The organism is Keratinibaculum paraultunense (genome assembly GCF_016767175.1).
Lineage (GTDB): Bacteria > Bacillota > Clostridia > Tissierellales > Tepidimicrobiaceae > Keratinibaculum > Keratinibaculum paraultunense.
Window position 1 is genome coordinate 767509 of record NZ_CP068564.1, and the last position, 24588, is coordinate 792096.

Sequence of the window (24588 nt, forward strand, 5' to 3'; positions counted from 1 at the left end):
GAAAAATAAAGCGACAACTACTTCTAAAGTTGATGAAATGGACTTTGAAGGGATGTTATTAGTTTCTTCATCTCCTCATATAAGATCAGATGAAACTGTACAGAGAATAATGCTTGATGTAATAATAGCTCTAATACCAGCTATGATAGGAAGTGTCTATTTTTTTGGTATAAATGCGCTTAAGCTTATTTTAATTTCTGTTGCTTCATCTATTTTGTTTGAAGCTTTAATCCAAAAGGCTTTTAAAAGAGAAGTTACAATAAATGATTTATCGGCAGTTATAACAGGAATTTTAATTGCTTTTAATTTGCCAGCCAATGCACCTTTGTGGTTACCAATAATTGGTTCAGCATTTGCAATTATTATAGTAAAGCAATTTTTTGGAGGATTGGGTTCTAATTTTATGAATCCAGCTTTAGCAGCTAGAGCAATGCTGTTAACATCTTGGCCTAACCATATGTCAAGTTTTACAGGACCAAGACCTGATGTAGTAACAACTGCCACTCCTTTGACTATAATGAAAACTGGTGGGACTCAGTTAACAGGATCAGAGTTACCTTCTCTTATGGATATGTTTGTTGGAAATATTCCTGGAGCTATAGGCGAAACATCTGCACTATTGTTATTGATAGGAGCTATATATTTAATAATAAGACAAGTTATTGATTGGAGAATACCAGTATTCTATATTGGAACAACTTTTATAATGTTAATATTATTGGGAGTGGAATCAGAGTTTTTACTTTACCATATATTAGGTGGAGGTTTAATTCTTGGAGCTTTTTATATGGCTACAGATTATGCTTCATCGCCTGTAACACCTAAAGGTAGGATTATATATGGTATTGGAGCGGGGGTACTTACTGCTATAATTAGAGTAAAGGGCGGATATCCAGAAGGAGTATCTTATTCAATTTTACTTATGAATATAGCAACTCCAATAATTGAAAAAATTACAAGACCTAAAGTTTTTGGGGAGGTGAAGTAAATGAATGAAACATTAAAATTAGGATTAATATTGTTTATTATAACTGCTGTATCAGCATCGGTTCTAGCAGTTTCAAATAATATAACTTCACCTAAAATAGCAGAAGCTGATAGAATAGCAGATCAAAAAGCAAAGGCTGAAATATTACCCCAAGGAGATGAATTTAGACCATTAAGTGAAGAAAAATTCAATGAAATAAAAGAAGAATATCCTGATGTAACTGAAATATTTGAAGCTTATAAAGGTGAAAAATTAGTGGGATATACTATTAAAAACATATCAAAAGGTTATGGTGGGGACATAGAAATTATGACTGGGATATCAACAGATGGAATGATCACGGGAATTAAAATTTTAAATCATTCTGAGACACCTGGGCTTGGAGCGAATCTTACTAAACCACATTTTATAAATTCATTTAAAAATAAACCGATAGATAAAGAATTGGTAGCATCTAAAAGTCCAGAAAATGATAATGAAATACAAGCTTTAACTAGTGCTACCATAACTACTAATGCAGTATTATATGGTGTCAATGTTGCTCGTGAAATATATAATTTAAAATTAGCTGATTAGCTGATAATGGAGGTGTAAATAGTGAAATTATCCGAAGTATTTTATAATGGATTAATAAAAGAAAATCCAATATTTGTACAATTAATAGGTATGTGTTCGGTTTTAGCAGTAACATCTTCAGCTGTAAATGGTTTGGCTATGGGATTGGCAGTTACTGGAGTATTAGTTGGTTCAAATTTAGTAATATCTCTTCTTAGAAAGGTAATTCCAGATAAAATTCGTATACCTGCCTTCGTAGTGGTTATAGCTACTTTTGTTACTATAGTGGAGATGTTTATGAAAGCGTATACTCAAGATTTATACAATGCTTTAGGTATATTTATACCATTGATAGTAGTTAACTGTATTATATTAGCAAGGGCAGAAGCTTTTGCATCTAAAAATGGAGTTTTATCTTCAGTAGTTGACGGACTAGGCATGGGCTTTGGATACACTTTAGCTTTATTAATATTAGGTAGTTTAAGGGAAATATTAGGTGCTGGTAGTATATTTGGAAAGCAATTATTTGGCTCTTCTTTTGAACCAGCATTGATTTTTATAATGCCTCCAGGAGCATTTATATTATTAGGAATATTGATAGCTATTTTCAATACTATTAGGAAGAAAAAATCAATTGTAGAATAGAATTAGAGGAGGTAGAAAAATGAATATATTTACAATATTGATAAGTACTATATTTGTTAATAATTTTGTATTGGCTCGTTTTTTAGGTATATGTCCTTTTTTAGGGGTATCTAATAAAACAGAAACGGCAACAGGTATGAGTATTGCTGTAACTTTTGTTGTTACTTTATCATCTATAATTACTTATGGAATTCAGAAAGGAATCTTAGATAAATTTGGATTAGAGTATCTTCAAACTATAGTATTTATATTGGTTATTGCTGCATTGGTTCAATTTGTTGAGATGGTAATGAAAAAAACTAGCCCAACTTTATATAGCGCATTAGGAGTATATCTTCCTTTAATAACTACAAATTGTGTAGTATTAGGAGTTGCAATATTAAATATACAAGAAGGTTATAATTTAGTTGAAACTATATTTAATGCTATAGGTGCGTCTCTTGGATTTGGATTAGCTTTGATATTAATATCAGGGATAAGAGAACAATTAGAATTAAATGATGTACCAGAAGCCTTAGAAGGTTTTCCCATTGCATTAATAACTGCAGGTCTGATGTCTATCGCATTTTTAGGATTTAATGGACTAGTATAGGAGGTGAAATAATGAGCATTATATATCCAATTGCTGTATTAGGAGGATTGGGACTATTATTTGGATTAGGTCTATCTTTAGCATCTAAAGCTTTTTCAGTAGAAAGGGATCCAAGGATTGATGAGATAAGAGAAGTTTTACCTGGTGCTAATTGTGGGGCATGTGGTTATCCTGGTTGTGATGGATTGGCTTCAGCGATTGTTGCAGGAGAAGCACCAGTAGATGCTTGTAATGTTGGTGGTACACCAGTAGCTGAAAAAATAGCAGATATTATGGGAGTAAATGTTACGGAAAGTGTTAGATATGTTGCTACGGTATTTTGTCAAGGGGATTTTAATAAAGCTAAGGAAAAATATATTTATGATGGAATTATGGATTGTAGAGCACAGAATATGTTAGCTGGTGGGAGCAAATCTTGTGCTTATGGATGTTTAGGTTGTGGTACATGTAAAGATGTTTGTGAATTTGATGCAATTCAAATTATAGATGGAATTGCAGTTATAGATAAAGATAAGTGTACTGCTTGTAAAAGATGTATAAGCGTATGCCCTAAAGGAATCATTGAACTAATACCCTATGAACAAGAGGTAATTATAAAATGTAAAAGTAGAGATCCAGGTAAAATAGTTAGAAATAATTGTAATATTGGTTGTATTGGTTGCGGAATTTGTGCTAAAAATTGTCCTCAAGAAGCTATTGAACTTGAAAATAATCTAGCAAAAATTGATTATGAAAAATGTGTTAATTGTGGAATTTGTGCAGAGAAATGTCCTACTAAAGCTATTTATGCGAATTTAAAAATAAAAAAATAGAAATTTCCAGTTAGAGCCTATAATATAGGCTCTTTCATTTTTTAAGAAATTCATTTATAATAATAAGGTAAGGATAATTTGAGAACAGTAGAAATTTGAGTTTCAATAATTTTTTGGGATAATTTTAACTTGTAAACAAAAAGTATAAATGATAAACTAATTATGATATATTAGAAATCAACGCCTTAAGTTAAAGGGTGAACATGTTGACAAAAGGAGATAAATATCTGATAGTTTTTATTATAATAATTAGCTTATTATCACTAGTATATGTAAATAAATCAGCTTTAAATTATAATAAAAAATATATAAGTATTCAAGTAGATGGGAAAGAAATAAAAAAAATAATATTTGATAAGAATATTATTGGGAAAACTATTCCCATTAAAACAGAATTTGGTTATAATTTGATAGAAATAGGAGATGAAAAAGTTAGAGTAATTGAGGCAGATTGTCCTGATAAATTAGATGTGAAACAAGGTTATATATCTAAAGTGGGTGAAGTTATAGTATGTTTACCAAATAAATTGGTAATAGAGATAAAAGGCATAGATGATGAAAGAGATGTAGATTATATAAGCTATTAAAGGTGGATTACAATTATGAAAAGATTAAAAAAATTAATTTTTTTATCTTTATTGGTTTCTATTGGATTAGCTCTAGGGATTGTTGAGTCAATGATGCCAGTGCCTTTTATAGTACCAGGAGCAAAATTGGGATTATCAAATATGGTTATATTAATTACTTTAGTATTATTTGGTTTTAAAGAAGCCATGATAGTTGGGATTCTTAAATCCATAATATTTACATTGATTGCAGGAAGTGTTTCAAGCCTTTTTTATAGCCTATCTGGTTTTTTATTAAGTTGCTTAACTATGTATATAGTATATAGAAATTTTTCAGAAGTATTTAGTTTAATAGGGGTTAGTATATTTGGATCAGTAGCACATAATTTTGCTCAGATAATAGTGGCAAGTATCATGATGAATAATATAAAAGTGTTTTCTTATTTACCCATACTTCTATTGACGAGTCTTTTTACAGGATATTTTATAGGATTGACTTCAATTTTTGCAATCAAAAATTTAAAAAATTTTTAGCTATAAGGTGATAAAATGAATACTATAGTACTTGCTTCTTCTTCACCTAGAAGAAGAAAATTATTAGAAAAGTATAATGTCAAACCCGTTGTAGTAAAATCGAATATACATGAAAAAATAAATTCCAATGAAACTATAGAACAAATAGCAATGGCATTAGCTTTTGAAAAAGCTAATCAATTAGAAGATAGGTTTTCTAATGGAGAAATAATTATAGGGGCTGATACAATTGTAGCTTGTAATGATAAAATTCTCGGTAAGCCTAAAGATGAATATGATGCTTTTAATATGCTTAAATTTTTAAGTGATAAGGAACATTTAGTATTAACAGGAATTTGTATCATAAAAGCTAATTCTAATATAAAAGTTATTGATTACGAGAAGACTATAGTTAAATTTAGAAAACTTAGTGATAAAAAGATACAAAAGTATATTGAAACTAAAGAATATATAGATAAAGCAGGAGCATATGGTATACAAGGATTAGGAGGAGTGCTGGTAGAATGGATTAAAGGTTGTTATTTTAATGTTGTAGGGTTACCTATATATAAATTAGACATTTTATTAGAAAGGCATTTTGACATAAGCTTATTATAATAAAGTGTGGTGGAATAATATGGAAAAGAGCACAGATATAAAAAAAACCTATACTATAAAGGATCTTCCATTGAATGAAAGACCTAGAGAAAAATTATATAAATATGGAGTTAAATCCTTATCAAATGCAGAATTAATTGCAGTAATTATTAGGACTGGTAATAGAGAAGATACAGCAATAGATTTGGCTAACAGGATACTAAGCATGGATAAAAGTGGAATAGGTTATCTATCTCATGTTACAGTAGAAGAATTGACAAGCATAAAAGGAATAGGAAATTGTAAAGCTGGACAAATAATAGCAGCTATAGAGTTAGGAAAAAGGATATCTAGGTATGGAGGAGAAGATAAGATAAAAGTAGATTCGCCAATAGTACTTGTACAATTACTTATGGAAGAAATGAGATATTTAAAAAAAGAATATTTTAAGATAGCAATTTTAGATACTAAAAATCAGATAATAAGTATTGAGAATATATCTATAGGTAATTTAAATGCATCTATAGTACATCCCCGGGAGGTATTTAATATAGCTATAAAACGAAATGCAAATTCAATTATATTAATACATAATCACCCTAGTGGTGATCCAACTCCAAGTGAGGAAGACATAAATATTACACATAGACTTATAGATGCAGGAAATATAATTGGAATTAAAGTTTTAGATCATATTATATTTGGTGATAATAAGTATGTAAGTTTTAAACAAAGAAATATTATTTAGTTTAGAGAAAGGAAGGAGCAAATCATATGGGAATATTTAGTGCATTTACAAAAGATATGGGAATTGATCTGGGAACAGCTAATACATTAGTTTATGTGAAAGGAAAGGATATAGTAATTAGGGAGCCTTCTGTAGTTGCAATTCAAACTAATACTAAGCAAGTATTAGCTGTAGGTGAAGAAGCGAAAAAAATGATAGGTAGAACCCCAGGTAATATAGTTGCAATTAGACCTTTAAGGGATGGGGTTATTGCCGATTTTGATATAACTCAAAGTATGCTTAAATATTTTATACAAAGAGCAGTTCAAAGACGTTCTTTATTCCAACCAAGAGTGGTTGTATGTGTTCCAAGTGGAGTTACTGAGGTTGAAAAAAGAGCTGTAGAAGAAGCTGCTATACATGCTGGAGCTAGAGATGCTTATTTAATAGAAGAGCCTATGGCTGCAGCTATTGGCGCAGGGCTACCTGTGCATGAAGCAACAGGTAGTCTTATAGTAGATATAGGAGGAGGCACAACGGAGGTAGCTGTTATATCCTTAGGAGGAATAGTTACAAGCAAATCTATCAGAGTAGGTGGCGATGAGTTAGATGAGGCTATAGTAAATTATATTAAAAAAGAATATAGCTTAATGATTGGGGAACGTACAGCTGAGGATATTAAGATTACTATTGGCTCTGCAAATGTAAAAAACAAGGAATCTAAGATGAATATTAGAGGAAGAGACTTAATATCTGGATTGCCAAAAACAGTAACTGTTACGTCTAAAGAAATATACGAAGCAATGAGAGAGCCTATTTACAATATAGTAGATGCTATTAAATCCACGTTGGAAAAAACTCCTCCCGAGTTAGCTGCTGATATAATGGAACAAGGCATAATGCTCACTGGTGGTGGAGCACTACTTGATGGAATTGATTTATTGATAAAAAGTGAAACAGGCATGCCAGTTAATATAGCAGAGAACCCTTTAGATTGTGTTGCTATAGGTACAGGTAAAGCATTAGAAAGTATTGAAGTACTTAAAAAAACATCATATAATAACAAAAAAATGGGTTAATAGGTGATACTATGTTTTTTTTAAAAAAATATAAAAACAGAATGATAGTAACTGCAGTTGCTATCATTCTGATTATTATTATCGGTGTAACTAGTACCGAAAGAATGTCTTTAACAAAAGTAGAGAAGGTAATAGGAAATATATTTGCACCAATAGGAAAGTTTTTTTACAATATCAGTATGAAAGTATCAGATTTTTTTGCTTCCATTAAAGATATGGGTAGATTAAAAACGGAAAATGAAGAATTGAAAAATATAGTTATAGAACTAGAAGAACAAAATAGAAAATATGAAGATTTAATTGGAAAGTCTGATTATTTAAAAAATGAAGCAGAACTTATGAAAAAAGCTAAGTATAATTTAATTCCAGCTCAAGTTATTGGGAAAGAGCCAGGGAATTGGTTTAATAGATTTGTAATTGATAAAGGCTTTAAAGATGGTATAAAAAAAGATGACACAGTAATACAAGCTGTAGAAACTGAAAAAGGCATAGTGGAAGAGGGAATTGTAGGAAGAGTTGTTGAAGTAGAAGATAACTTTGCTAAAGTTGTTTCTATAATTGATGAGAATAACAAAATTTCGTTTAAGGTAATTAGAACTCAGGATGGTGGAATAATTTCTGGTATTGTTGATGAAAAATTAAGTGGATATTTGTTTGATATGAAAGCAGATGTGATAAAAGGAGACAAGCTTTTTACATCTGGACTTGGTGGTATATATGTTAAAGATATTTATATAGGAGAAATAAAAGATGTAGTAAAAAATGATGAGGATTTGATGAAAAATGTATATGTAGAACCAGCAGTAGATTTTAAAAAAATATATAGAGTTTTCGTTATATCAAAATAAAAGTTTAGGTGATTTTGTTGGAAATATTGATAATGTTATTAATAATAATAGGCAATTTTATATTACAAAGTACTGTGTTACCTCATATCAATATATTTGGTGTAACACCCAATACAGCCCTTATTATAATAGTAGTGATAGGGCTTCTAAGGGGTAGAATATTTGGAAGTACAGTAGGTTTAATTATAGGTTTGCTGCATGATGTAATATTTTGTCCTGTAATAGGTGTAAATGGATTTATATATTTTTTTGTAGGTTATTTTGTAGGGATGACTGAAAATAAATTAGCAAAAGATAATTTATTGATACCTTTCCTGGCAACAGCAATTTCTACTATAGTTTATCATGGGCTTTATTATATTTTTATGTTTTTTTTAGGATACAATATAGATTTTTCTGTTTTTTTTAAAAATGTAGTGATATTGGAAACTTTGTATAATAGTTTGATATCCATGTTGATTTATAAGTGGTTTTCCAATATATTTATTGTACCTTCCATAAGGTTTACAAGGAGATAGGGGTGAGTTTGTTTGAAATTCTTAGAAAAACTAAAAGATAGATATAACATATTAATATTAATATTAGTTGTAATGTTTTTAACCCTTTCCTTTAGATTAGCAACATTAACTATTGTTCAAGGAGATTATTATAGAGATATTTCAGATAATAATAGGATTAAAGAGGTATATATTACTGCACCTAGAGGTGAAATACGTGATAGGAATGGGCGATTACTAGCAGGTAATAAGCCTAGTTTTACAGTACAAATATTAAAAGATGAGATAGAAATTAAAAATAAAAAAGATACCAATAATACTTTATTGACATTAATTAGATTATTAGAGGAAGATGGAGTAGATTATGTTGATGATTTTCCGATAAAGTTTAACATATTTAAATTCAGCAATGAGAATATGTATTTAACTGAAAATATGTCACCTGATGATAAAGTTATTGATATTATAATTGAAAATGATTTACTTTACTCAATTTTGGATACTTATTATATCTATCCTGATTACGAAGAGCATTTTCAATTTATAACGATAAACAAAGCAATAAATGCTTTAGAAAGTAAAGGTATAGAAGTACCAGTGATTGCTACGTTGACGTCTAATGGACTAAATATAAATTTTGATGAAACTAAAGATATAGATGTATGGAAAAAACAATATGAGATAGAAAGTGATGCGACACCTAAACAAGCCATAATAAGTCTTATAGATAAAAACAAGAATATTATAAGAAAAATAATTGATCATTCTATTTCTAGAGAATTGGTATTTAATATATTACAAGAGAGAAATTTAAGTCAAGGATTGATACTAGAAGAGTATTCTATAACCTATGACGAAGAATATTTACAACAGAAAAGAAGTTTAATGAAGGATTTTAACGACATTTCTTTTGATACAAGTGCAAAAGATGATTTTGTAAATATCGTAACATCAACTTCATTGAAAAATTTATTGGAAAAAGTTGTAGAGCAAGAAGATGAAAAAGGAGATTCTATAAAGATAGTGCCTGGTAAATTGCTAATTGAAAAAATTGAACAGAAAGGATTAAATTCGCCAGTGGATATAGAAATAAATGAGGAAAATAATACAGTGTTATATGTCCATAAGGATAAGAAATTATCATCTAAAGAAAATCCTTTAGATACTTTAATTGCTTTTAGCAAAGAAAATGATTTACTTAAAGATTTTATTACAGATAATAAAATCAAGGGGATAGCTCAAGAAACAATATTAGAAAATGGAATTAATCCAAAGATATCCATATCAAAATGGGAATATGTTTCATTAATTAACAAAGAAGATTGGCTAGATAAATATAAAATATCTAAAAACAAAAATGCAGAAGAAATATTTTTATATTTAAAGAAATATTTTGAAATAGATGATGATTTGAGTAAATATGAAGCTAGAGCTATTATGTCTTTATATGATCAATTAGATAAACAAAAACATAGGGCATATCAACCTATTAATATTGCTTATGGCATAAGGGATTCAACAGTAGCAAAAATAGAAGAAGGCATGATGGAGATGCCTGGCATACAGGTATCTATAGAGCCAATAAGATATTATCCAGAAGGCGAATTAGCTGCTCATTTATTGGGTTATTTAGGGAAAATATCCCAACCATCAGAAATTGAAAAGTATGTAAATGAAAATAAGTATTCTCCTAATGATATTATAGGGAAAACTGGTATAGAAGAAAAATTTGAACATGAGCTTAGAGGAAAACCTGGAATAAAGAGAGTAGAAGTAGATGTGTATGGTAACACCACTAAAGTAATTAATAAGAAGCAAGCTATACCAGGAAACAATGTATATTTAACTATAGATGGGGAATTGCAAAAAGTAGCAGAAGATTCTTTAAAACATGCATTAGAAGAAATTCAAAAAGGTGGTACATTTAAAAGTAAGTGGGGAGATTATAAATTTGGAATTAATAGAAGTAAAGGAAGACCATATATTAATGCAACCTCTGGATCGGTTGTAGCCATAGATGTTAAAACTGGAGAATTATTAGCATTAGCTAATTATCCTGCATATGATCCTAATCTATTTTCTACAGGGATTTCTGATTCTGATTGGGTTTCTTTGTTTCCAGAAAATGAAAATGATCCATTAGCCCCAAGGCCACTTTATAATATTGCAATACAGACTGCAATTCAGCCAGGTTCAACATTTAAAATGGTACCTGCCCTAGCTGCATTGGAAAAGGGACTTAGTCCCAATAAAACTATTAGAGATATGGGTTATGTAGATGTAGGAACGGAAAGATTTGGATGTTGGATTTGGCATTCTTATAAGGGTACTCATGGTTCCGTAAATCTATATGAAGCTCTTAGGGATTCTTGTAACTATTATTTTTATTCTTTAGCTTTTGGTAGAAATCCAAGAACTGGAGAGTCTTTAGGTGTAAGAGTAGATATAGAGGATATTGCTAACATGTCTAAAAAGTTAGGATTAAATGATAAAACAGGCATAGAAATAGATATTCCTAATGAAGTTGCTGGAGGAGTACCAGATCCTCAAAGGAAAATAATGACTACAAAGGCTATGTTAAAACGTTACTTAAATAACAATATTAAGTATTATATCAAAGAGGATGTTAAGTTAAAAGACGAAGAGATAGCAGAGAGAATTGATGAAATAGTAAGTTGGATTGAAGAGCCAGAGCCGATAACTAGAAATGAAGTAATTAGAAGACTTGAAGAGATGGGTATATATGCGGAAAAAGTGCTTCCTGGAGACAGAAATGGATTAGCTGATAAAATAAAATTTGATTATATGAATCAAGCTAGCTGGAATATTACTGATACATTAAATGTAGTTATTGGACAGGGTCAAAATGCATATACACCAATTCAAATGGCTAATTTTATTGCTACTATTGCCAATGGTGGATATAGACATAAAGTTACTGCTATAGATAATATTAAGAATTTCGATAATTCTAAAGTAATTATGGAAAATAATGAAAAACCAGAAAGAATTAAATTAAATAACTATGAAAACTTGGAACATGTGAAATTGGGTATGAAAAAGGTTTCAACAGAGGGAACAGCTAGAAGTTTGTTTAGCAATTTTCCTGTTACTGTAGGTTCTAAAACTGGAACTGCTCAAAAAAGTGGAATAAATCCTGCCACAGGTGATACTTATGATGATTATGCATGGTTTGTTGCTTTTGCACCTTATGAAGATCCAGAAATAGCAGTAGCTGTAGTACTATTCCAAGGAGGTAGTGGTGGATATGCTGGACCTATTGCTAGAGAAATTATAGCGGAATATCTTGGATTTAATGATACAGATGAGAAAGGTACACTTCCTTTTGAAATTGAATTGGCTAGGTAAATACCTTCCAATTCAATTTTTAAAATAAGAAGGATTTTCAAAATATATGAAGAAATATATATATAAGGGAAGATGGAGGTTGCATAAGAGTGAAAGAAGGACTGATTAGTTTTAAAGGTATCAAGGAAGGAATATATGTATATATAAAAGATGGAGAATTTCAGGATATATTAAATGAACTTGATAAAAAATTAAAAAATGGTTTAGATTTTTATCAAGAAGCAAATTTTTTAGGGATTAAAGCAGAAAAATTAAATTCAAGTCAAATTCTTGAACTATTATTTTTGATGAAGTATAGATATAATTTAAATATAATAGAAGAGGGATTAACTGATTATTTAAAAGCCCCTAAGTATTATACAGATATAGATGAAGGTATGACCAAATTTATACATTCAACTATAAGATCGGGTCAGGTTGTAGAATACAATGGAAATATAGTGATAATTGGAGATGTAAATCCAGGAGCTCTAGTTAAAGCAAAAGGTAATATTATAATACTAGGAACCTTAAGAGGGGTAGCCCATGCTGGAATAGATGGAAATAAAAATGCCATAATTGCTGCATATGATTTGAGACCAACTCAATTAAGAATTGCTAATATAATTAGCAGAAAGCCAGATGAGGAAGTAGCAACTTCAGGTATACCTGAAGTTGCTAAAGTAAAGGATGGGGAAGTCTATATAGAACCATATTTACCGAATAAATAATAGAGGGAGGAATGATGATAATATGGGAAAAGCTATTGTAATAACATCAGGTAAAGGTGGAGTAGGAAAAACTACTGCAACAGCTAATATAGGTACTGGATTAGCTATATTAGGTAATAAAGTTGTAGTAGTGGATACAGATATCGGTCTTAGAAATCTAGATGTTGTTATGGGATTAGAAAATAGGATAGTATATGATATAGTAGATGTAGTAGAGAAAACTTGTAGATTAAAGCAAGGATTGATAAGAGATAAAAGATATGATGGATTATTTTTATTACCAGCAGCTCAAACGAAGGATAAAACTGCTATAAAACCAGAGCAAATGTTGGAATTAATAAATGAATTAAAAGAAGAATTTGATTACATAATAATTGATTCTCCAGCTGGGATTGAACAAGGTTTTCAAAATTCTATTGCTGGAGCAGATGAGGCCTATATAGTAACTACGCCTGAAATTGCAGCTGTAAGAGATGCGGATCGAGTTATAGGGTTGCTGGAAGCTAAAGGTATAACTCATCCTAAATTAATAATTAATAGAATAAGACAAGATATGGTTAAAAGAGGAGATATGATGAATGTAGAAGATATTGTAGATATTTTAGCTATAGATTTATTAGGAATAGTACCTGATGATGAGGCTATTGTTGTTTCCACTAATAAAGGAGAGCCTGTAGTTGTTGAAGATAGTCCACTATCTGCAAAAGCTTTTAAAAATATCTGTAGACGAATTACAGGAGAAGAAGTAGAGTTACTTAATTTGGAAGATTGTGAAGGTAAATTTAGTAAATTAATAAAATTACTTTTTAATAAGTAAAGGGGGTATAAAGCTTGGATTTTTTTAAAAAGTTAGGGATAAGAAATGAGCAGAGTAAAGATATAGCTAAAGAAAGGTTAAAATTAGTATTGGTTCATGATAGATCTGATTTATCTCCAAAATTTTTAGAAATGATAGAAGGAGATATCATAAGAGTCATAAAAGAATATGCTGAGATTGATGAAGAAGCATTAGACATTAAACTTACTAGAATGAGAAGAGAAACAGATAATATGCCAATGTCAGCTTTAGTAGCTAATATTCCAATAATCAAGATAAAGGATAATATAGGATAGAAAAGTATATAAAAATTATGGAGAGATATTAAGTATGAATTTTAAAAAAAACAGTATTTATGCAATATTTATATTATTAATAATTTTATTTGTTGTTGGTTGTACAAATAATCAATCTCAGCCACTTGAGAAAACAGATTTTTTAATGGATACAGTTATTAATATAAAAATATATGATAATCAGGATAAAAAAATAATGGATATGGCTATGGATAGGCTGAAAGAGATTGAAAGTAGAATGAGTGTCACTATTGCTAATAGTGATATAAGTAAAATTAATGAAAGTGCAGGTATAAAACCTGTACAAGTTCATGAAGATGTATACTATGTAATAAAAAAAGCAAAATATTTTGCAGAATTATCTCAAGGCGCATATGAACCTACTATTGGACCTTTAGTAGAATTATGGAATATAACTGATGTACATGGAGAAGAACGGAAGTCTATACCTACAGAAGAAGAAATAGAAGAAAAAATGAGCCTAATTGATTATAATGATTTGGTTTTAATGGAAGATAATCAAGTATATTTAAAAAGAAAGGGTATGAAATTAGATTTGGGAGGTATTGTGAAAGGCTACGCGGCAGATGAAGTTAAAAGGATATTTAAAAATAATGGAATTCAATCAGCTATTATAGATTTGGGAGGCAATATTTATGCTTTAGGAGAAAAAGTTAACGGAGAGTCTTGGCGAATAGGAATACAAGATCCTTTTAATATTATTGGCAACTATATAGGCATATTAAGTGTAAAGAATCAATCTATAGTTACTTCTGGAGATTATGAAAGATATTTTTTATATAAAGGAGAAAGATATCATCATATTATAGATCCTAAAACTGGTTATCCTGTAAAAAATGGATTAGCTGGAGTAAGTGTAGTATCGGATAAATCCATAGATGGTGATGCTTTATCTACAGCATTATTTGTACTAGGAATAGAAGAGGGAACTGAATTAATAAATCAATTAGAAGACATAGATGAAATATTTATAACTAAACAAAAAGAAGTTTATATTCAAGAAAAACTAAAAGATAAATTTATATTAAAAGATAAGGATTTTAAATTAATATACAATCCTTATTGATAGGAATAAAACCCACCTTATATAAATATCATAGTAGTAGATTAAGGTGGGTGAAAATATGAATAAAAAAATATATGGTAATAAATATAGAGGAACTAAAAATTTTTTGAGAAAAAGATTTCATTATAAAAGGCAGTTAAAAAGATTTATATGTATATTAATAATATTATCTCTTATATTGGTATTAAAAGTAATAAATAACAAGTTAACTTCCAATATAATACAGATCATAAATAAAGGGATAAATTATGAGTTTAGTATAAAAGAAGATGGGAAAAAAATATTAAATTATAGTAAAAAGTTATTAGAATTATCAGGGAAAACCTTAGAAGCATTAAATATAAAGAACAAGCCAATGTATTCTTCTCCTATAGAGGGAGCTGTATATAAACCTTTTGGAGAAGTTAAACATTTAGATGGTAGTGTAAATTTTAATAATGGAGTAGACATTATACCAAAAGATGAAAAAGAACCAATAGTTATCGAAAAGGGTATAGTGTCTAAAATAGAAGACAAAAACACTAAAGGTTATTTTGTAACAATACAACACGAAAATATGACAACAGTTTATGGATACTTGATAGAAGTATATTTGAGAGAAGGAGAAAGGGTAAATATAGGAGATAAAATAGGAACTCTTGGAACTAATAAAGATGGAAATAAGTATTTACATTTTGAAATATGGATTGATAACGTACCTGTAAATCCCATGGAATACATAAAATTTAGTAAGAGTATTTAAAACTGTCTTGGACAGTTTTATTTTTTCTATTAAAATTCTTTAAAAAGTGGTAACATAGTAATAGTATATATAATAAAAGACGAAAGGTGATACTTATGATAGATATAGAAAAATTTAATAAAATACTAAAAAGAGTAGAAAAACCTGCCAGATATATAGGTTTAGAAAAAAATTCAATAAAGAAAAATTTAAAAGATATGGAAGTAAAATTTGCTTTTGCATTCCCAGATATATATGAAGTAGGTATGTCTCATTTAGGGCTTCATATATTATATAATTTGATAAATGAAGAAGAAGAAATTGCTTGTGAAAGAGTGTTTGCTCCTTGGGTAGATATGGAAAAAGAAATGATTCGAGAGGGAATTCCTCTTTTTACTTTAGAAAGTAGGGAACCTGTAAAAAATTTTGATTTTTTAGGTTTCACTTTACAATATGAAATGAGTTATACAAATGTAATTAATATGTTACATTTAAGTGGTATTCCTATATTGTCAAAGGAAAGAAGTTTAGAGGATCCTTTTGTAATAGCCGGTGGTCCTTGTGTATATAATCCTGAACCATTGGCTGATATAATTGATTTTTTTGTGATAGGAGAAGGAGAAGAAGTTACATTAGAAATATTAAATAGATATAAAGATTTTAAAAAATCAGGAAAAGATAAACGAGATTTTCTTAAAGAAGTAAGTAAATTAGAAGGAATATATGTACCATCTTTCTATCAAGTAAGCTATAATGAAGATGGGACAATAAAAGATATGATACCTATAATAGAGGAAGCACCAAAGACTATAAAAAAAAGAATAATAAAGGATTTGAATAAAGTATATTTTCCAGAAAAATTAATAGTCCCTTATATAGAAATAGTTCATGATAGAATTCCATTAGAAATATTTAGAGGATGTACTAGAGGATGTAGATTTTGTCAAGCAGGGATAATATATAGACCAGTAAGAGAAAAAAGTATTCTTAAACTATTAGAATTAGCTGATAATCTTGTAAAAAATACAGGATATGAAGATATATCTTTAACCTCTTTAAGTTCTTGCGATTATTCACAACTTAAATTACTAGTATCAGAATTGATAAATCGATATGAAGAAAAAAAAGTTGGTATATCATTACCTTCACTAAGGCTTGATTCTTTTAGTTTAGATATATTAAAAGAAATAGAAAAAGTAAGAAAAACTGGACTTACTTTTGCACCAGAGGCAGGTAGTCAACGGTTAAGGGATGTAATTAATAAAGGAGTAACAGAAGAAGATTTAACAACAGCTGTATCTTATGCTTTTAAAGAAGGTTGGTCTAATATAAAATTATATTTTATGATAGGATTACCTACTGAGACTGATGAAGATGTATTAGGGATTAAGAATTTAGGATATAAAGTTAAAGATATATTTTTTAATCAGCCAAAAGAGAAAAGAAAGGGTAATTTAAAAATAACTTTAAGTGCCTCATGTTTTGTACCTAAACCTTTTACACCTTTTCAATGGGTAGGACAAAATTCTATTGATGAATTTAATAGGAAAATTAATTTGTTAAAAGACAATATAAAGGATAGAAAGATAACATTTAATTACCATGATCCAAGATTGAGTTATTTAGAGGCCATATTAGCTAGAGGGGACAGAAGGTTAGGGAAAACTTTAATAAAAGCTTGGGAAAAAGGTTGTAAATTTGATGGATGGTCAGAATTGTTTGATTATGACAAATGGATAGAGGCTTTTTATGAAACGAAAGTTCAAGGCGATTTTTATGCATTAAGGGAAAGAGACTTGGAGGAAATATTACCTTGGGATTTTATAGATTCAGGAGTAAGTAAAGAATATTTGATAAAGGAATATAAAAAAGCTAAAGCTCAAGAATTAACTAGGGATTGTAGACTAGGTTGTACAGGATGTGGAATTAATAAAAGTTTTTCAGGTGGTGTTTGTAATTGAATTTAAGAATAAAGTTTACTAAAAAAAATTATTTAAGATATATATCCCATCATGATTTAATGCGATTATTTAAAAGGGCATTTAGAAGAGCTGATATTCCAATAAAATACTCAGAAGGATTTAATCCTCAACCTAGACTTTCTATTGCTAATCCATTAGCATTAGGTATTGCTAGTTGTAGTGAATATATGGATATAGAGTTACAGGAAAGAATGTCAGAGCATGTATTTATGGATAGAGTAAATGAGGAACTTCCAGATGATATTAAAATTTTAGAAGTAAAATATATAGAGAACACTAAATCCTTGCCTTCGCTTATTAGATGGGGTTTTTACGAAATAGAGTTTAAGGCTAAAAATTTAAAAGAGGTTGAAGAATTAAAAAAATTGATAAAAAACTGGTTAAAAGAAGACGAGATATTGATGAAAAAGGTAAAACGTAAGGGTAATAAAGTTATTGAAAAAGAACTTAATATTAGAAAGTTAATAGGGAATGTAGTAGTTAAAGATAAAGATATAATAGATAGCGATATAAAAAAGGATGTCAATTGTATAGTTTTAAATTGTCTATTAAAGGCAGGAGATAAAGGAAATTTAAATCCTATGGATTTTATGTTATCAATGGACAAATATCTTAATTTAGATATTGATTGGGATACAGTAGATATTGTTAGATTAGCATTATTTATTGAAGAAGATGGGAAAATCAAATTACCCATTTATTGAGTAGGAGAGATATTATTATGAATTATATATTTATAGATTCCAAAGGTCTTGAAGAGAAAGTTGGAATTATTGAAGAAGGAAGACTAGTAGAATATTATATTGACAAAAAGAAGAATGAAAAATGCGTTGGTAATATATATAGGGGAAGAGTAATAAATGTGCTTCCAGGAATGGAAGCTGCATTTGTAGATATAGGTGAGAAAAAAAATGCATATTTGTATGTAAAAGATGCACTACCAAAAGATATGATTTATAAAAATTCTTATGTAAAAATTGAAAAAGTGATTAAAAAAGGGCAGGAAGTTATAGTACAAGTTTTAAAAGAATCTAGTAAAAACAAAGGTCCTAAAGTAACAACTCATATTACTTTGCCAGGTAGATATTTAGTATTGACTCCTTATTCTTCTAAAATAAATATATCTAGAAAAATACATGATGAAGAAGAAATTAAAAGATTATTGAAAATAGGTATGGAAATTAAAAAAGATGATATTGGATTTATTTTTAGAACTCAAGCAGAGGGTATAGAAAAGGATAAATTATTTGATGAATATACTAAACTTATTAATCTATATAGTAAATTAGAAAGAGAGAGAAATTTTTTACCTTGTCCTAAGTTACTATATAGAGATGTGGACTTAGGTTATAAAATAGTAAGAGATGCTTTTAATGATAAAATACACAAAATTATAGTCAATGATAAAGAAAAATATGATAGGCTATTGGATTTACAGGATATGATTTCTTCAGAGTTAAAGGATAAGCTTTTTTTTCAAGAAGATTTTACCGTAGAAAAGCAAGAATATATTATGAAGAATATAAATTTAGCATTGGAAAGAAAGGTACCTTTAAAAAGTGGAGGTTATATTGTAATTGATGAAACTGAAGCATTAACAGCTATTGATGTAAATACAGGTAAATATATTGGAAGTAAAAGTTTAGAGGACACGATAGTTAAAACTAATTTGGAAGCTGCAGAGGAAATAGCTAGGCAAATAAGATTGAGGGATATTGGAGGAATTATTATAATAGATTTTATAGATATGAAAAATAACCAGGATGTAAATGCGGTAGTAGCTGAACTGGAAAAATATTTAAGTTTTGATAGGAATAAAACTAATATAGTTGGGATGACTAAATTGGGATTAGTTGAAATGACAAGACATAAAGTAAGAAATAGTCTTGGTTATAACTTTATCAAAATATGTCCTTATTGCTATGGTAAAGGTAAAATTTTAGAAAGTGCTATTGACAAAAGGAGTTCAATCTGCTAAAATTTTTGTTTGTAGGTGGCCGCTCAGTATGGGTTTTTAAAGCATAGTCACCTAATACTGGCGAGACTGGTTAGAGGAGGTGCAATTAATAATGTATGCTGTAATTGAAACTGGTGGTAAACAATACAAAGTTCGAGAAGGAGATACAATTTTTGTTGAGAAGATTGATTCTAAAGAAGGAGATAAAATTGATTTTTCAAAAGTTCTTCTTATATCAAAGGAAGATGGACTTGTAGTTGGTAAACCTTATATAGAAAATGCAAAAGTAGAAGGAACTATATTAAAACAAGGTAAAGGCAAGAAGATTATAGTATTTAAATACAAACCTAAGAAAAACTACAAGAAAAAACAAGGACATCGTCAACCTTATACAAAAGTAAAAATTGAAAAAATAGTGGGTTAATTCTATGATAGAGGTAAAAATATACGTAGACAGTGAAGATAATATTATCAGATATACTATATCTGGGCATGCAGGTTATGATGTAAAAGGTCAAGATATAGTGTGTTCTGCTGTTTCAGTATTAGCTCAGAATACCTTAAATTCTTTAGTAGAAGTGTGCGGAATATCAGAGGAAAGAATAGATTATTCTATAAATGAAAAAAAGGGTTTTTTAGATGTTATTATTCCAAGTGAATTAGACAAAGATACTAAAATTAAAGTTGAAACAGTTTTGAAGACTTTAGAATTAGGAATAAAGTCCATTGTGGAAAATTATCCTAAATATGTTACTCTTAAATATGGGAGGTGTAGAGAATGTTAAAGCTTAATTTACAGTTGTTTGCTACTAAAAAAGGAGTAGGAAGTTCCAGAAATGGTAGAGATAGTAGAGCTAAAAGATTAGGTGTTAAAAGAGGAGACGGTCAATATGTGTTAGCTGGGAATATCCTTGTAAGACAAAGAGGAACTAAAATTCATCCCGGTAACAATGTAGGTAGAGGTGGCGATGATACTCTATTTGCTAAAGTAGATGGTATAGTTAAATTTGAAAGAAAAGGAAAGGATAAGAAACAAGTTAGTGTTTATCCTGCTTAAGAGTTAATATATTTTTATAGCTTACCTACACGGTAGGCTTTTTTATTTTAATAAAAAGTATTTATTGAATTGAGAATAAAATAATTAAAATTATTGACACTAATTGATAACTTGATATAATAAAATTATTGACAGTATAAAGAAAAATAGAGGATGATAATATGTTTATAGATGTTGCAAAAATTAAATTAAAAGCAGGTAAAGGTGGAGATGGTGCAGTAGCATTTAGAAGAGAAAAATATGAGCCAGCAGGTGGTCCTTTTGGAGGAGACGGAGGAGATGGCGGTAGCATAATATTGCAAGCTGATGAAGGAATAAGGACATTAATGGATTTTAGATATAAGCGTTTCTATAAAGCTGAAGATGGTGAAAGAGGTAAAACTAAAAAGCAATATGGGAAGAAAGGTCAGGATTTAATCTTAAAGGTACCAGTAGGAACATTAGTTAAAGATGCAGATTCTGGGAAGGTAATAATAGATATGAAAGAACATGGTCAAGTATATACTATTGCTAAAGGTGGCAAAGGAGGCAGAGGAAATGCTAAATTTGCAACATCTACTAGGCAAGCTCCTAAATTTGCTGAAACAGGTACAGAAGGAGAAGAGATAACTGTTATATTAGAATTAAAGTTATTAGCGGATGTAGGTCTGGTAGGTTTTCCTAATGTAGGAAAATCCACATTACTTTCTATTTTATCGGCAGCTAAACCTAAAATTGCAAATTATCATTTCACAACATTAAAGCCTAATTTAGGAGTAGTACAAATAGATGAAGGCAAATCTTTTGTAATAGCAGATATTCCAGGGCTAATAGAAGGTGCTCATGAAGGAGCAGGTTTGGGGCATGATTTTTTAAGACATGTTGAAAGGACTAGGGTACTTGTTCATGTATTAGATGCCTCAGGTATGGAAGGAAGAAATCCGATAGATGATTTTTATAAAATAAATGAAGAGTTAGTTAAGTATAATCCTAAATTGTCTAATAAACCTCAAATAATTGCAGCTAATAAAATGGATCTTCCAGAGGCTGAAGAATGGCTAGAAAAAATAGAAGAAGAATTAAAGCCAATGGGATATGAAATATATCCTATTTCTGCAGCTACTATGAAAGGAGTCGATGAACTTAAATTTGCTATATGGAATACTCTTTTAAATACAAAACCTGAATATGAAACTTTTGATGAAGAAATGGAAATTACTTTGAAAGAGCCAGAAAAAACTATAGTAGTAAAAAAAGAAAATGGAAGGTATATTATTGAAGGATCTTATATAGAAAAACTTATTAATTCTACAAATTTTGACAATTTAGATTCATTAAGATATTTTCAAAATGCGTTAAAACAAAAAGGAGTAGTGGAGGAATTAAAAAAATTAGGTATTGAAGATAACGATACAGTATTTATTTGTGGATATGAATTTGAATTTTTTGATTAATGGAGGTTTTGAATATACAATGAATTGTTATAATTGTGGTAATTGTAAAGAAAATCATCCTACTTATTACTGCTTAGCGAGGAATGAAGTAGTAATAAATCAACATTATAGGCCTGAGGAGAAGTCTAGAACTGGCTGGAAAAAGGGAAATAAGGAATATGAAGTTCATAGAAGAAAATCTAGAAAAGAAATAGAAGTTCAAAACGAAAAAGGAGTGTATTGATTGTTAACGGGGAAACAGAGAAGTTATTTGAAAGGGCTAGCAAATGGCATAGAACCCATTTTTCAAGTGGGGAAAAATGGTATTACAGAAAACTTTATAAAACAAGTTGATGAATCATTAGAGGCTAGAGAATTAATAAAAATAAAGGTATTGAATAATAGTCTTTTAGATGCTAAAGAAGTTGCACTAGAATTAGCAGAAAGTACTAAAGCTGAGTTTGTTCAAAGCATAGGGAATAAATTTATACTTTATAGAGAATCTAAAGATAATAAAAAAATTCAATTGCCTTAATAAATAGTCTAAACTTCAGAAGTTTTTCTGAAGTTTATTTATTAAAGCAAATATAAGTGGAGGAGATAGATTGAAAAGAAAAGTAGGAATTATTGGAGGAACTTTTGATCCTATTCATAATGGACATTTGATGTTAGCAGAATATTCTAGAGTTAATTTTAAATTAGAAGAAATCATATTTATACCTTCTGGGAACCCTCCTCATAAGGAAAAAGGAATAGTTTCACCTATAATTCATAGATATAATATGACATTATTAGCAATAAACTCCAACCCTCATTTTGTACTATCAACATTAGAAATTAAAAAAGAAGAAGAAATAAATTATACAGTAGATACTATAAAAAAATTAAAAGAGATAAATAAAAACATAGATTATTACTTTATATTAGGAGAAGATTCTATAAAAGAGATTCATACTTGGAAAGATTATAATAAATTATTGAGAATGTGTAAATTTATAGTAGCGCCTAGACCTTATTCAGATAGAAAAACTTTAATGGACAAAGTAAATAGTTTAAATGTAAAGTACGGACATTCTATATATATACTTGATATGCCGTTAATAGAGATATCTTCAACAGATATTAGAAATCGAGTAAGCAAGGGATTGTCAATTAAATATTTAGTACCGGAAATAGTAGAGATGTATATACAAAAACATAAATTGTATATTTAATAGGAGGCTTTTATGATAGAACAATGGATGCATGAAAAATTAAAAAAAGATATAGGTGAAGTAAGATATAATCACTCCATTGGTGTCATGAATACTAGCATGGAATTAGCTAAACTTTATGGTTATCCTGAGGGAGAAGCTGAATTAGCGGGTTTTTTACACGATTGTGGAAAACTAAAAGATAAAATAAATTTGTTGAAAATTGCAAAAGAGTTTGATATAATTTTAGACAATGTTATGAAACATAATCCAGAATTAATTCATGGACCATTAGGTGAAAAAAATAGCTATTAAAGAGTATAAGGTAACTAATAAAAATGTTTTAAATGCTATTCGATATCATACAACTGGACGTGAAAATATGTCTTTACTAGAAAAGATAGTTTATGTAGCAGATATTATAGAACCAGGAAGAAAATTTGAGGGAGTAGATACGATTAGGCAATTGGCTTATGAAGACATAGATAAATGTTTATTGTATGCACTAGATAGAACTATAGTGTTTGTTATTTCAAAAGGGAAATTAATTCATTTAGATACAATAAAAGCGAGAAATCAGTTGATAATACTAAAAGATTTGGAGTGATTATAGATGAAAAAAACTTTTTTTAAAACTTTTTTTGTTTCTTTTATTGTTTTTTTCTTTAATATGGGGTGGATTTATATATAAAACAGTTATAAAAGCTCAAAGTGAAGAAGATGAAGATGTATATAACGAAAGTTTTATTGATAGACTAATGCATGATAAAGATGATATAACTTTTTTAATGTTAGGAATAGATTCAAAAGATGTGAAAAAGGCTACTAATGTTAGAACTGATACAATGATGTTATGTAAAGCTAATAAATCTACGGGAGAAGTACATTTATTATCAATACCTAGAGATACCAAAACTCATATTCGTGGTAGAAAGAATGAGGAAAAGATAAATCATGCTCATGTTTACGGAGGACCTGAATTATCTGTAAAAGCTGTTAAAGATTTATTAGGTATAGATTTAGAATACTATGTTAGAGTAGATTATAATATTGTAAAGAAGTTTGTAGATTTGATAGGCGGAGTTGAAGTTTATGTTCCTATGGATATGAAATATACAGATCCAGTTGCAGATCCACCACTATACATAGATTTGAAACAAGGGTATCAGACATTAGATGGGGATAAAGCCCTTCAATTTTTAAGATTTAGAAAAGGATATAAAGATCAAGATTTAGGAAGGATAAAAGCTCAGCAACAATTTATTGAAGCAGTTTTAGAAAAAACTTTAAGACCTGGGAATATTGCAAATATTCCTCAAATGATAAAAACTTATTATGATTATGTAGATACTAATATACCATTTGATGTGATGATGAAATTTGCTATGAATGCTAAAAACTTTAGTCCTGATAATGTTAGTATGGCTACATTACCAGGAGAAGGAGAATATATAGGTAATACATCCTATTTTATTGTGGATAAAGAGGAATGTATTAAATTAGTAAAAACAATGTTTATTGAGGATAAATCTGTTGAAAATATAGAGAAATAAATAGTAATTTTCAAT

Annotated in this window: 31 protein-coding genes; all 31 read left to right on the forward strand. The window is 29.1% G+C overall.

Annotated features, from left to right (window positions below; all coding sequences use genetic code 11):
- Positions 1-37: 37 nt before the first annotated feature.
- The 31 genes from JL105_RS03655 (at position 38) to JL105_RS03800 (ending at position 24573) form a co-directional block, all read left to right on the forward strand.
- On the forward strand, positions 38-988 hold the full coding sequence (locus JL105_RS03655; protein WP_202690650.1) for an RnfABCDGE type electron transport complex subunit D: 951 nt from the start codon (positions 38-40) through the stop codon (positions 986-988).
- Positions 989-1564, forward strand: a complete 576-nt coding sequence (locus JL105_RS03660) for an RnfABCDGE type electron transport complex subunit G (RefSeq protein WP_132025724.1) — start codon at positions 989-991, stop codon at positions 1562-1564. It begins immediately after the preceding gene.
- Between the two features lie 21 nt (positions 1565-1585).
- Entirely contained in the window at positions 1586-2188 is a 603-nt protein-coding gene (gene rsxE / locus JL105_RS03665) for an electron transport complex subunit RsxE (RefSeq protein WP_132025726.1), read from the forward strand.
- Positions 2189-2207: 19 nt separating this feature from the next.
- Positions 2208-2780 (forward strand): electron transport complex subunit RsxA, encoded by a 573-nt coding sequence (rsxA, locus tag JL105_RS03670; protein ID WP_132025728.1) that lies wholly within the window; start codon positions 2208-2210, stop codon positions 2778-2780.
- A gap of 11 nt (positions 2781-2791) precedes the next feature.
- Positions 2792-3592, forward strand: coding sequence for an RnfABCDGE type electron transport complex subunit B (locus JL105_RS03675; protein WP_237722301.1), 801 nt, complete (start codon positions 2792-2794; stop codon positions 3590-3592).
- Positions 3593-3795: 203 nt separating this feature from the next.
- Entirely contained in the window at positions 3796-4179 is a 384-nt protein-coding gene (locus tag JL105_RS03680) for a NusG domain II-containing protein (RefSeq protein ID WP_132025732.1), read from the forward strand.
- Positions 4180-4194: 15 nt separating this feature from the next.
- Positions 4195-4692, forward strand: a complete 498-nt coding sequence (locus JL105_RS03685) for a Gx transporter family protein (protein ID WP_132025734.1) — start codon at positions 4195-4197, stop codon at positions 4690-4692.
- Between the two features lie 15 nt (positions 4693-4707).
- Positions 4708-5289 carry a Maf family protein gene (locus JL105_RS03690; protein ID WP_132025736.1) on the forward strand — a complete coding sequence of 194 codons (582 nt, stop codon included), beginning with the start codon at positions 4708-4710 and terminating at the stop codon, positions 5287-5289.
- A 19-nt stretch (positions 5290-5308) separates the two neighbouring features.
- Positions 5309-6016, forward strand: a complete 708-nt coding sequence (gene radC, locus JL105_RS03695) for a RadC family protein (RefSeq protein ID WP_132025738.1) — start codon at positions 5309-5311, stop codon at positions 6014-6016.
- Between the two features lie 26 nt (positions 6017-6042).
- Positions 6043-7074, forward strand: coding sequence for a rod shape-determining protein (locus tag JL105_RS03700; protein WP_132025741.1), 1032 nt, complete (start codon positions 6043-6045; stop codon positions 7072-7074).
- Between the two features lie 11 nt (positions 7075-7085).
- Complete coding sequence (mreC, locus tag JL105_RS03705) at positions 7086-7922, forward strand: rod shape-determining protein MreC (protein WP_132025743.1); 837 nt, start codon at positions 7086-7088, stop codon at positions 7920-7922.
- A 32-nt stretch (positions 7923-7954) separates the two neighbouring features.
- On the forward strand, positions 7955-8440 hold the full coding sequence (gene mreD / locus JL105_RS03710; RefSeq protein ID WP_237722302.1) for a rod shape-determining protein MreD: 486 nt from the start codon (positions 7955-7957) through the stop codon (positions 8438-8440).
- A 12-nt stretch (positions 8441-8452) separates the two neighbouring features.
- Positions 8453-11788, forward strand: a complete 3336-nt coding sequence (locus JL105_RS03715; protein ID WP_132025745.1) for a penicillin-binding transpeptidase domain-containing protein — start codon at positions 8453-8455, stop codon at positions 11786-11788.
- Between the two features lie 89 nt (positions 11789-11877).
- Positions 11878-12498, forward strand: a complete 621-nt coding sequence (gene minC, locus JL105_RS03720) for a septum site-determining protein MinC (RefSeq protein ID WP_132025747.1) — start codon at positions 11878-11880, stop codon at positions 12496-12498.
- 22 nt (positions 12499-12520) lie between these two features.
- Positions 12521-13315: a septum site-determining protein MinD gene (gene minD / locus JL105_RS03725; RefSeq protein WP_132025749.1), complete on the forward strand. Its 795-nt coding sequence runs from the start codon at positions 12521-12523 to the stop codon at positions 13313-13315.
- 14 nt (positions 13316-13329) lie between these two features.
- On the forward strand, positions 13330-13611 hold the full coding sequence (gene minE, locus JL105_RS03730) for a cell division topological specificity factor MinE (protein WP_132025751.1): 282 nt from the start codon (positions 13330-13332) through the stop codon (positions 13609-13611).
- A 34-nt stretch (positions 13612-13645) separates the two neighbouring features.
- Positions 13646-14698 carry an FAD:protein FMN transferase gene (locus tag JL105_RS03735; protein WP_132025753.1) on the forward strand — a complete coding sequence of 351 codons (1053 nt, stop codon included), beginning with the start codon at positions 13646-13648 and terminating at the stop codon, positions 14696-14698.
- Between the two features lie 58 nt (positions 14699-14756).
- Entirely contained in the window at positions 14757-15440 is a 684-nt protein-coding gene (locus JL105_RS03740) for a M23 family metallopeptidase (protein ID WP_132025755.1), read from the forward strand.
- A gap of 95 nt (positions 15441-15535) precedes the next feature.
- Entirely contained in the window at positions 15536-17380 is a 1845-nt protein-coding gene (locus JL105_RS03745; protein ID WP_132025757.1) for a TIGR03960 family B12-binding radical SAM protein, read from the forward strand.
- On the forward strand, positions 17377-18105 hold the full coding sequence (locus JL105_RS03750; RefSeq protein WP_132025760.1) for a TIGR03936 family radical SAM-associated protein: 729 nt from the start codon (positions 17377-17379) through the stop codon (positions 18103-18105). The genes JL105_RS03745 and JL105_RS03750 overlap by 4 nt, the downstream gene beginning before the upstream one ends.
- A gap of 17 nt (positions 18106-18122) precedes the next feature.
- The gene (locus JL105_RS03755) at positions 18123-19379 is read left to right on the forward strand and encodes an Rne/Rng family ribonuclease (protein ID WP_132025762.1); all 1257 of its coding nucleotides are present in this window, start codon (positions 18123-18125) and stop codon (positions 19377-19379) included.
- A 91-nt stretch (positions 19380-19470) separates the two neighbouring features.
- Positions 19471-19782, forward strand: a complete 312-nt coding sequence (rplU, locus tag JL105_RS03760; RefSeq protein ID WP_132025764.1) for a 50S ribosomal protein L21 — start codon at positions 19471-19473, stop codon at positions 19780-19782.
- 4 nt (positions 19783-19786) lie between these two features.
- Entirely contained in the window at positions 19787-20143 is a 357-nt protein-coding gene (locus JL105_RS03765) for a ribosomal-processing cysteine protease Prp (RefSeq protein ID WP_132025766.1), read from the forward strand.
- Positions 20137-20415: a 50S ribosomal protein L27 gene (rpmA, locus tag JL105_RS03770; protein WP_132025768.1), complete on the forward strand. Its 279-nt coding sequence runs from the start codon at positions 20137-20139 to the stop codon at positions 20413-20415. Before JL105_RS03765 ends, rpmA begins: the two co-directional genes overlap by 7 nt.
- Before the next feature lie 161 nt (positions 20416-20576).
- The gene (gene obgE, locus JL105_RS03775; RefSeq protein WP_132025770.1) at positions 20577-21848 is read left to right on the forward strand and encodes a GTPase ObgE; all 1272 of its coding nucleotides are present in this window, start codon (positions 20577-20579) and stop codon (positions 21846-21848) included.
- A 19-nt stretch (positions 21849-21867) separates the two neighbouring features.
- The gene (locus tag JL105_RS03780; protein WP_132025772.1) at positions 21868-22071 is read left to right on the forward strand and encodes a hypothetical protein; all 204 of its coding nucleotides are present in this window, start codon (positions 21868-21870) and stop codon (positions 22069-22071) included.
- Positions 22072-22362, forward strand: a complete 291-nt coding sequence (gene yhbY / locus JL105_RS03785; RefSeq protein WP_132025774.1) for a ribosome assembly RNA-binding protein YhbY — start codon at positions 22072-22074, stop codon at positions 22360-22362.
- A gap of 70 nt (positions 22363-22432) precedes the next feature.
- A complete protein-coding gene (nadD, locus tag JL105_RS03790; protein WP_132025776.1) occupies positions 22433-23041 on the forward strand; it encodes a nicotinate-nucleotide adenylyltransferase in 609 nt (202 codons plus the stop codon).
- Positions 23042-23053: 12 nt separating this feature from the next.
- Entirely contained in the window at positions 23054-23335 is a 282-nt protein-coding gene (locus JL105_RS11400) for an HD domain-containing protein (protein ID WP_237722303.1), read from the forward strand.
- Positions 23316-23627 carry a bis(5'-nucleosyl)-tetraphosphatase (symmetrical) YqeK gene (gene yqeK / locus JL105_RS11405; protein WP_237722304.1) on the forward strand — a complete coding sequence of 104 codons (312 nt, stop codon included), beginning with the start codon at positions 23316-23318 and terminating at the stop codon, positions 23625-23627. Before JL105_RS11400 ends, yqeK begins: the two co-directional genes overlap by 20 nt.
- Before the next feature lie 34 nt (positions 23628-23661).
- Positions 23662-24573 (forward strand): LCP family protein, encoded by a 912-nt coding sequence (locus JL105_RS03800; protein ID WP_237722305.1) that lies wholly within the window; start codon positions 23662-23664, stop codon positions 24571-24573.
- Positions 24574-24588 lie beyond the last annotated feature (15 nt).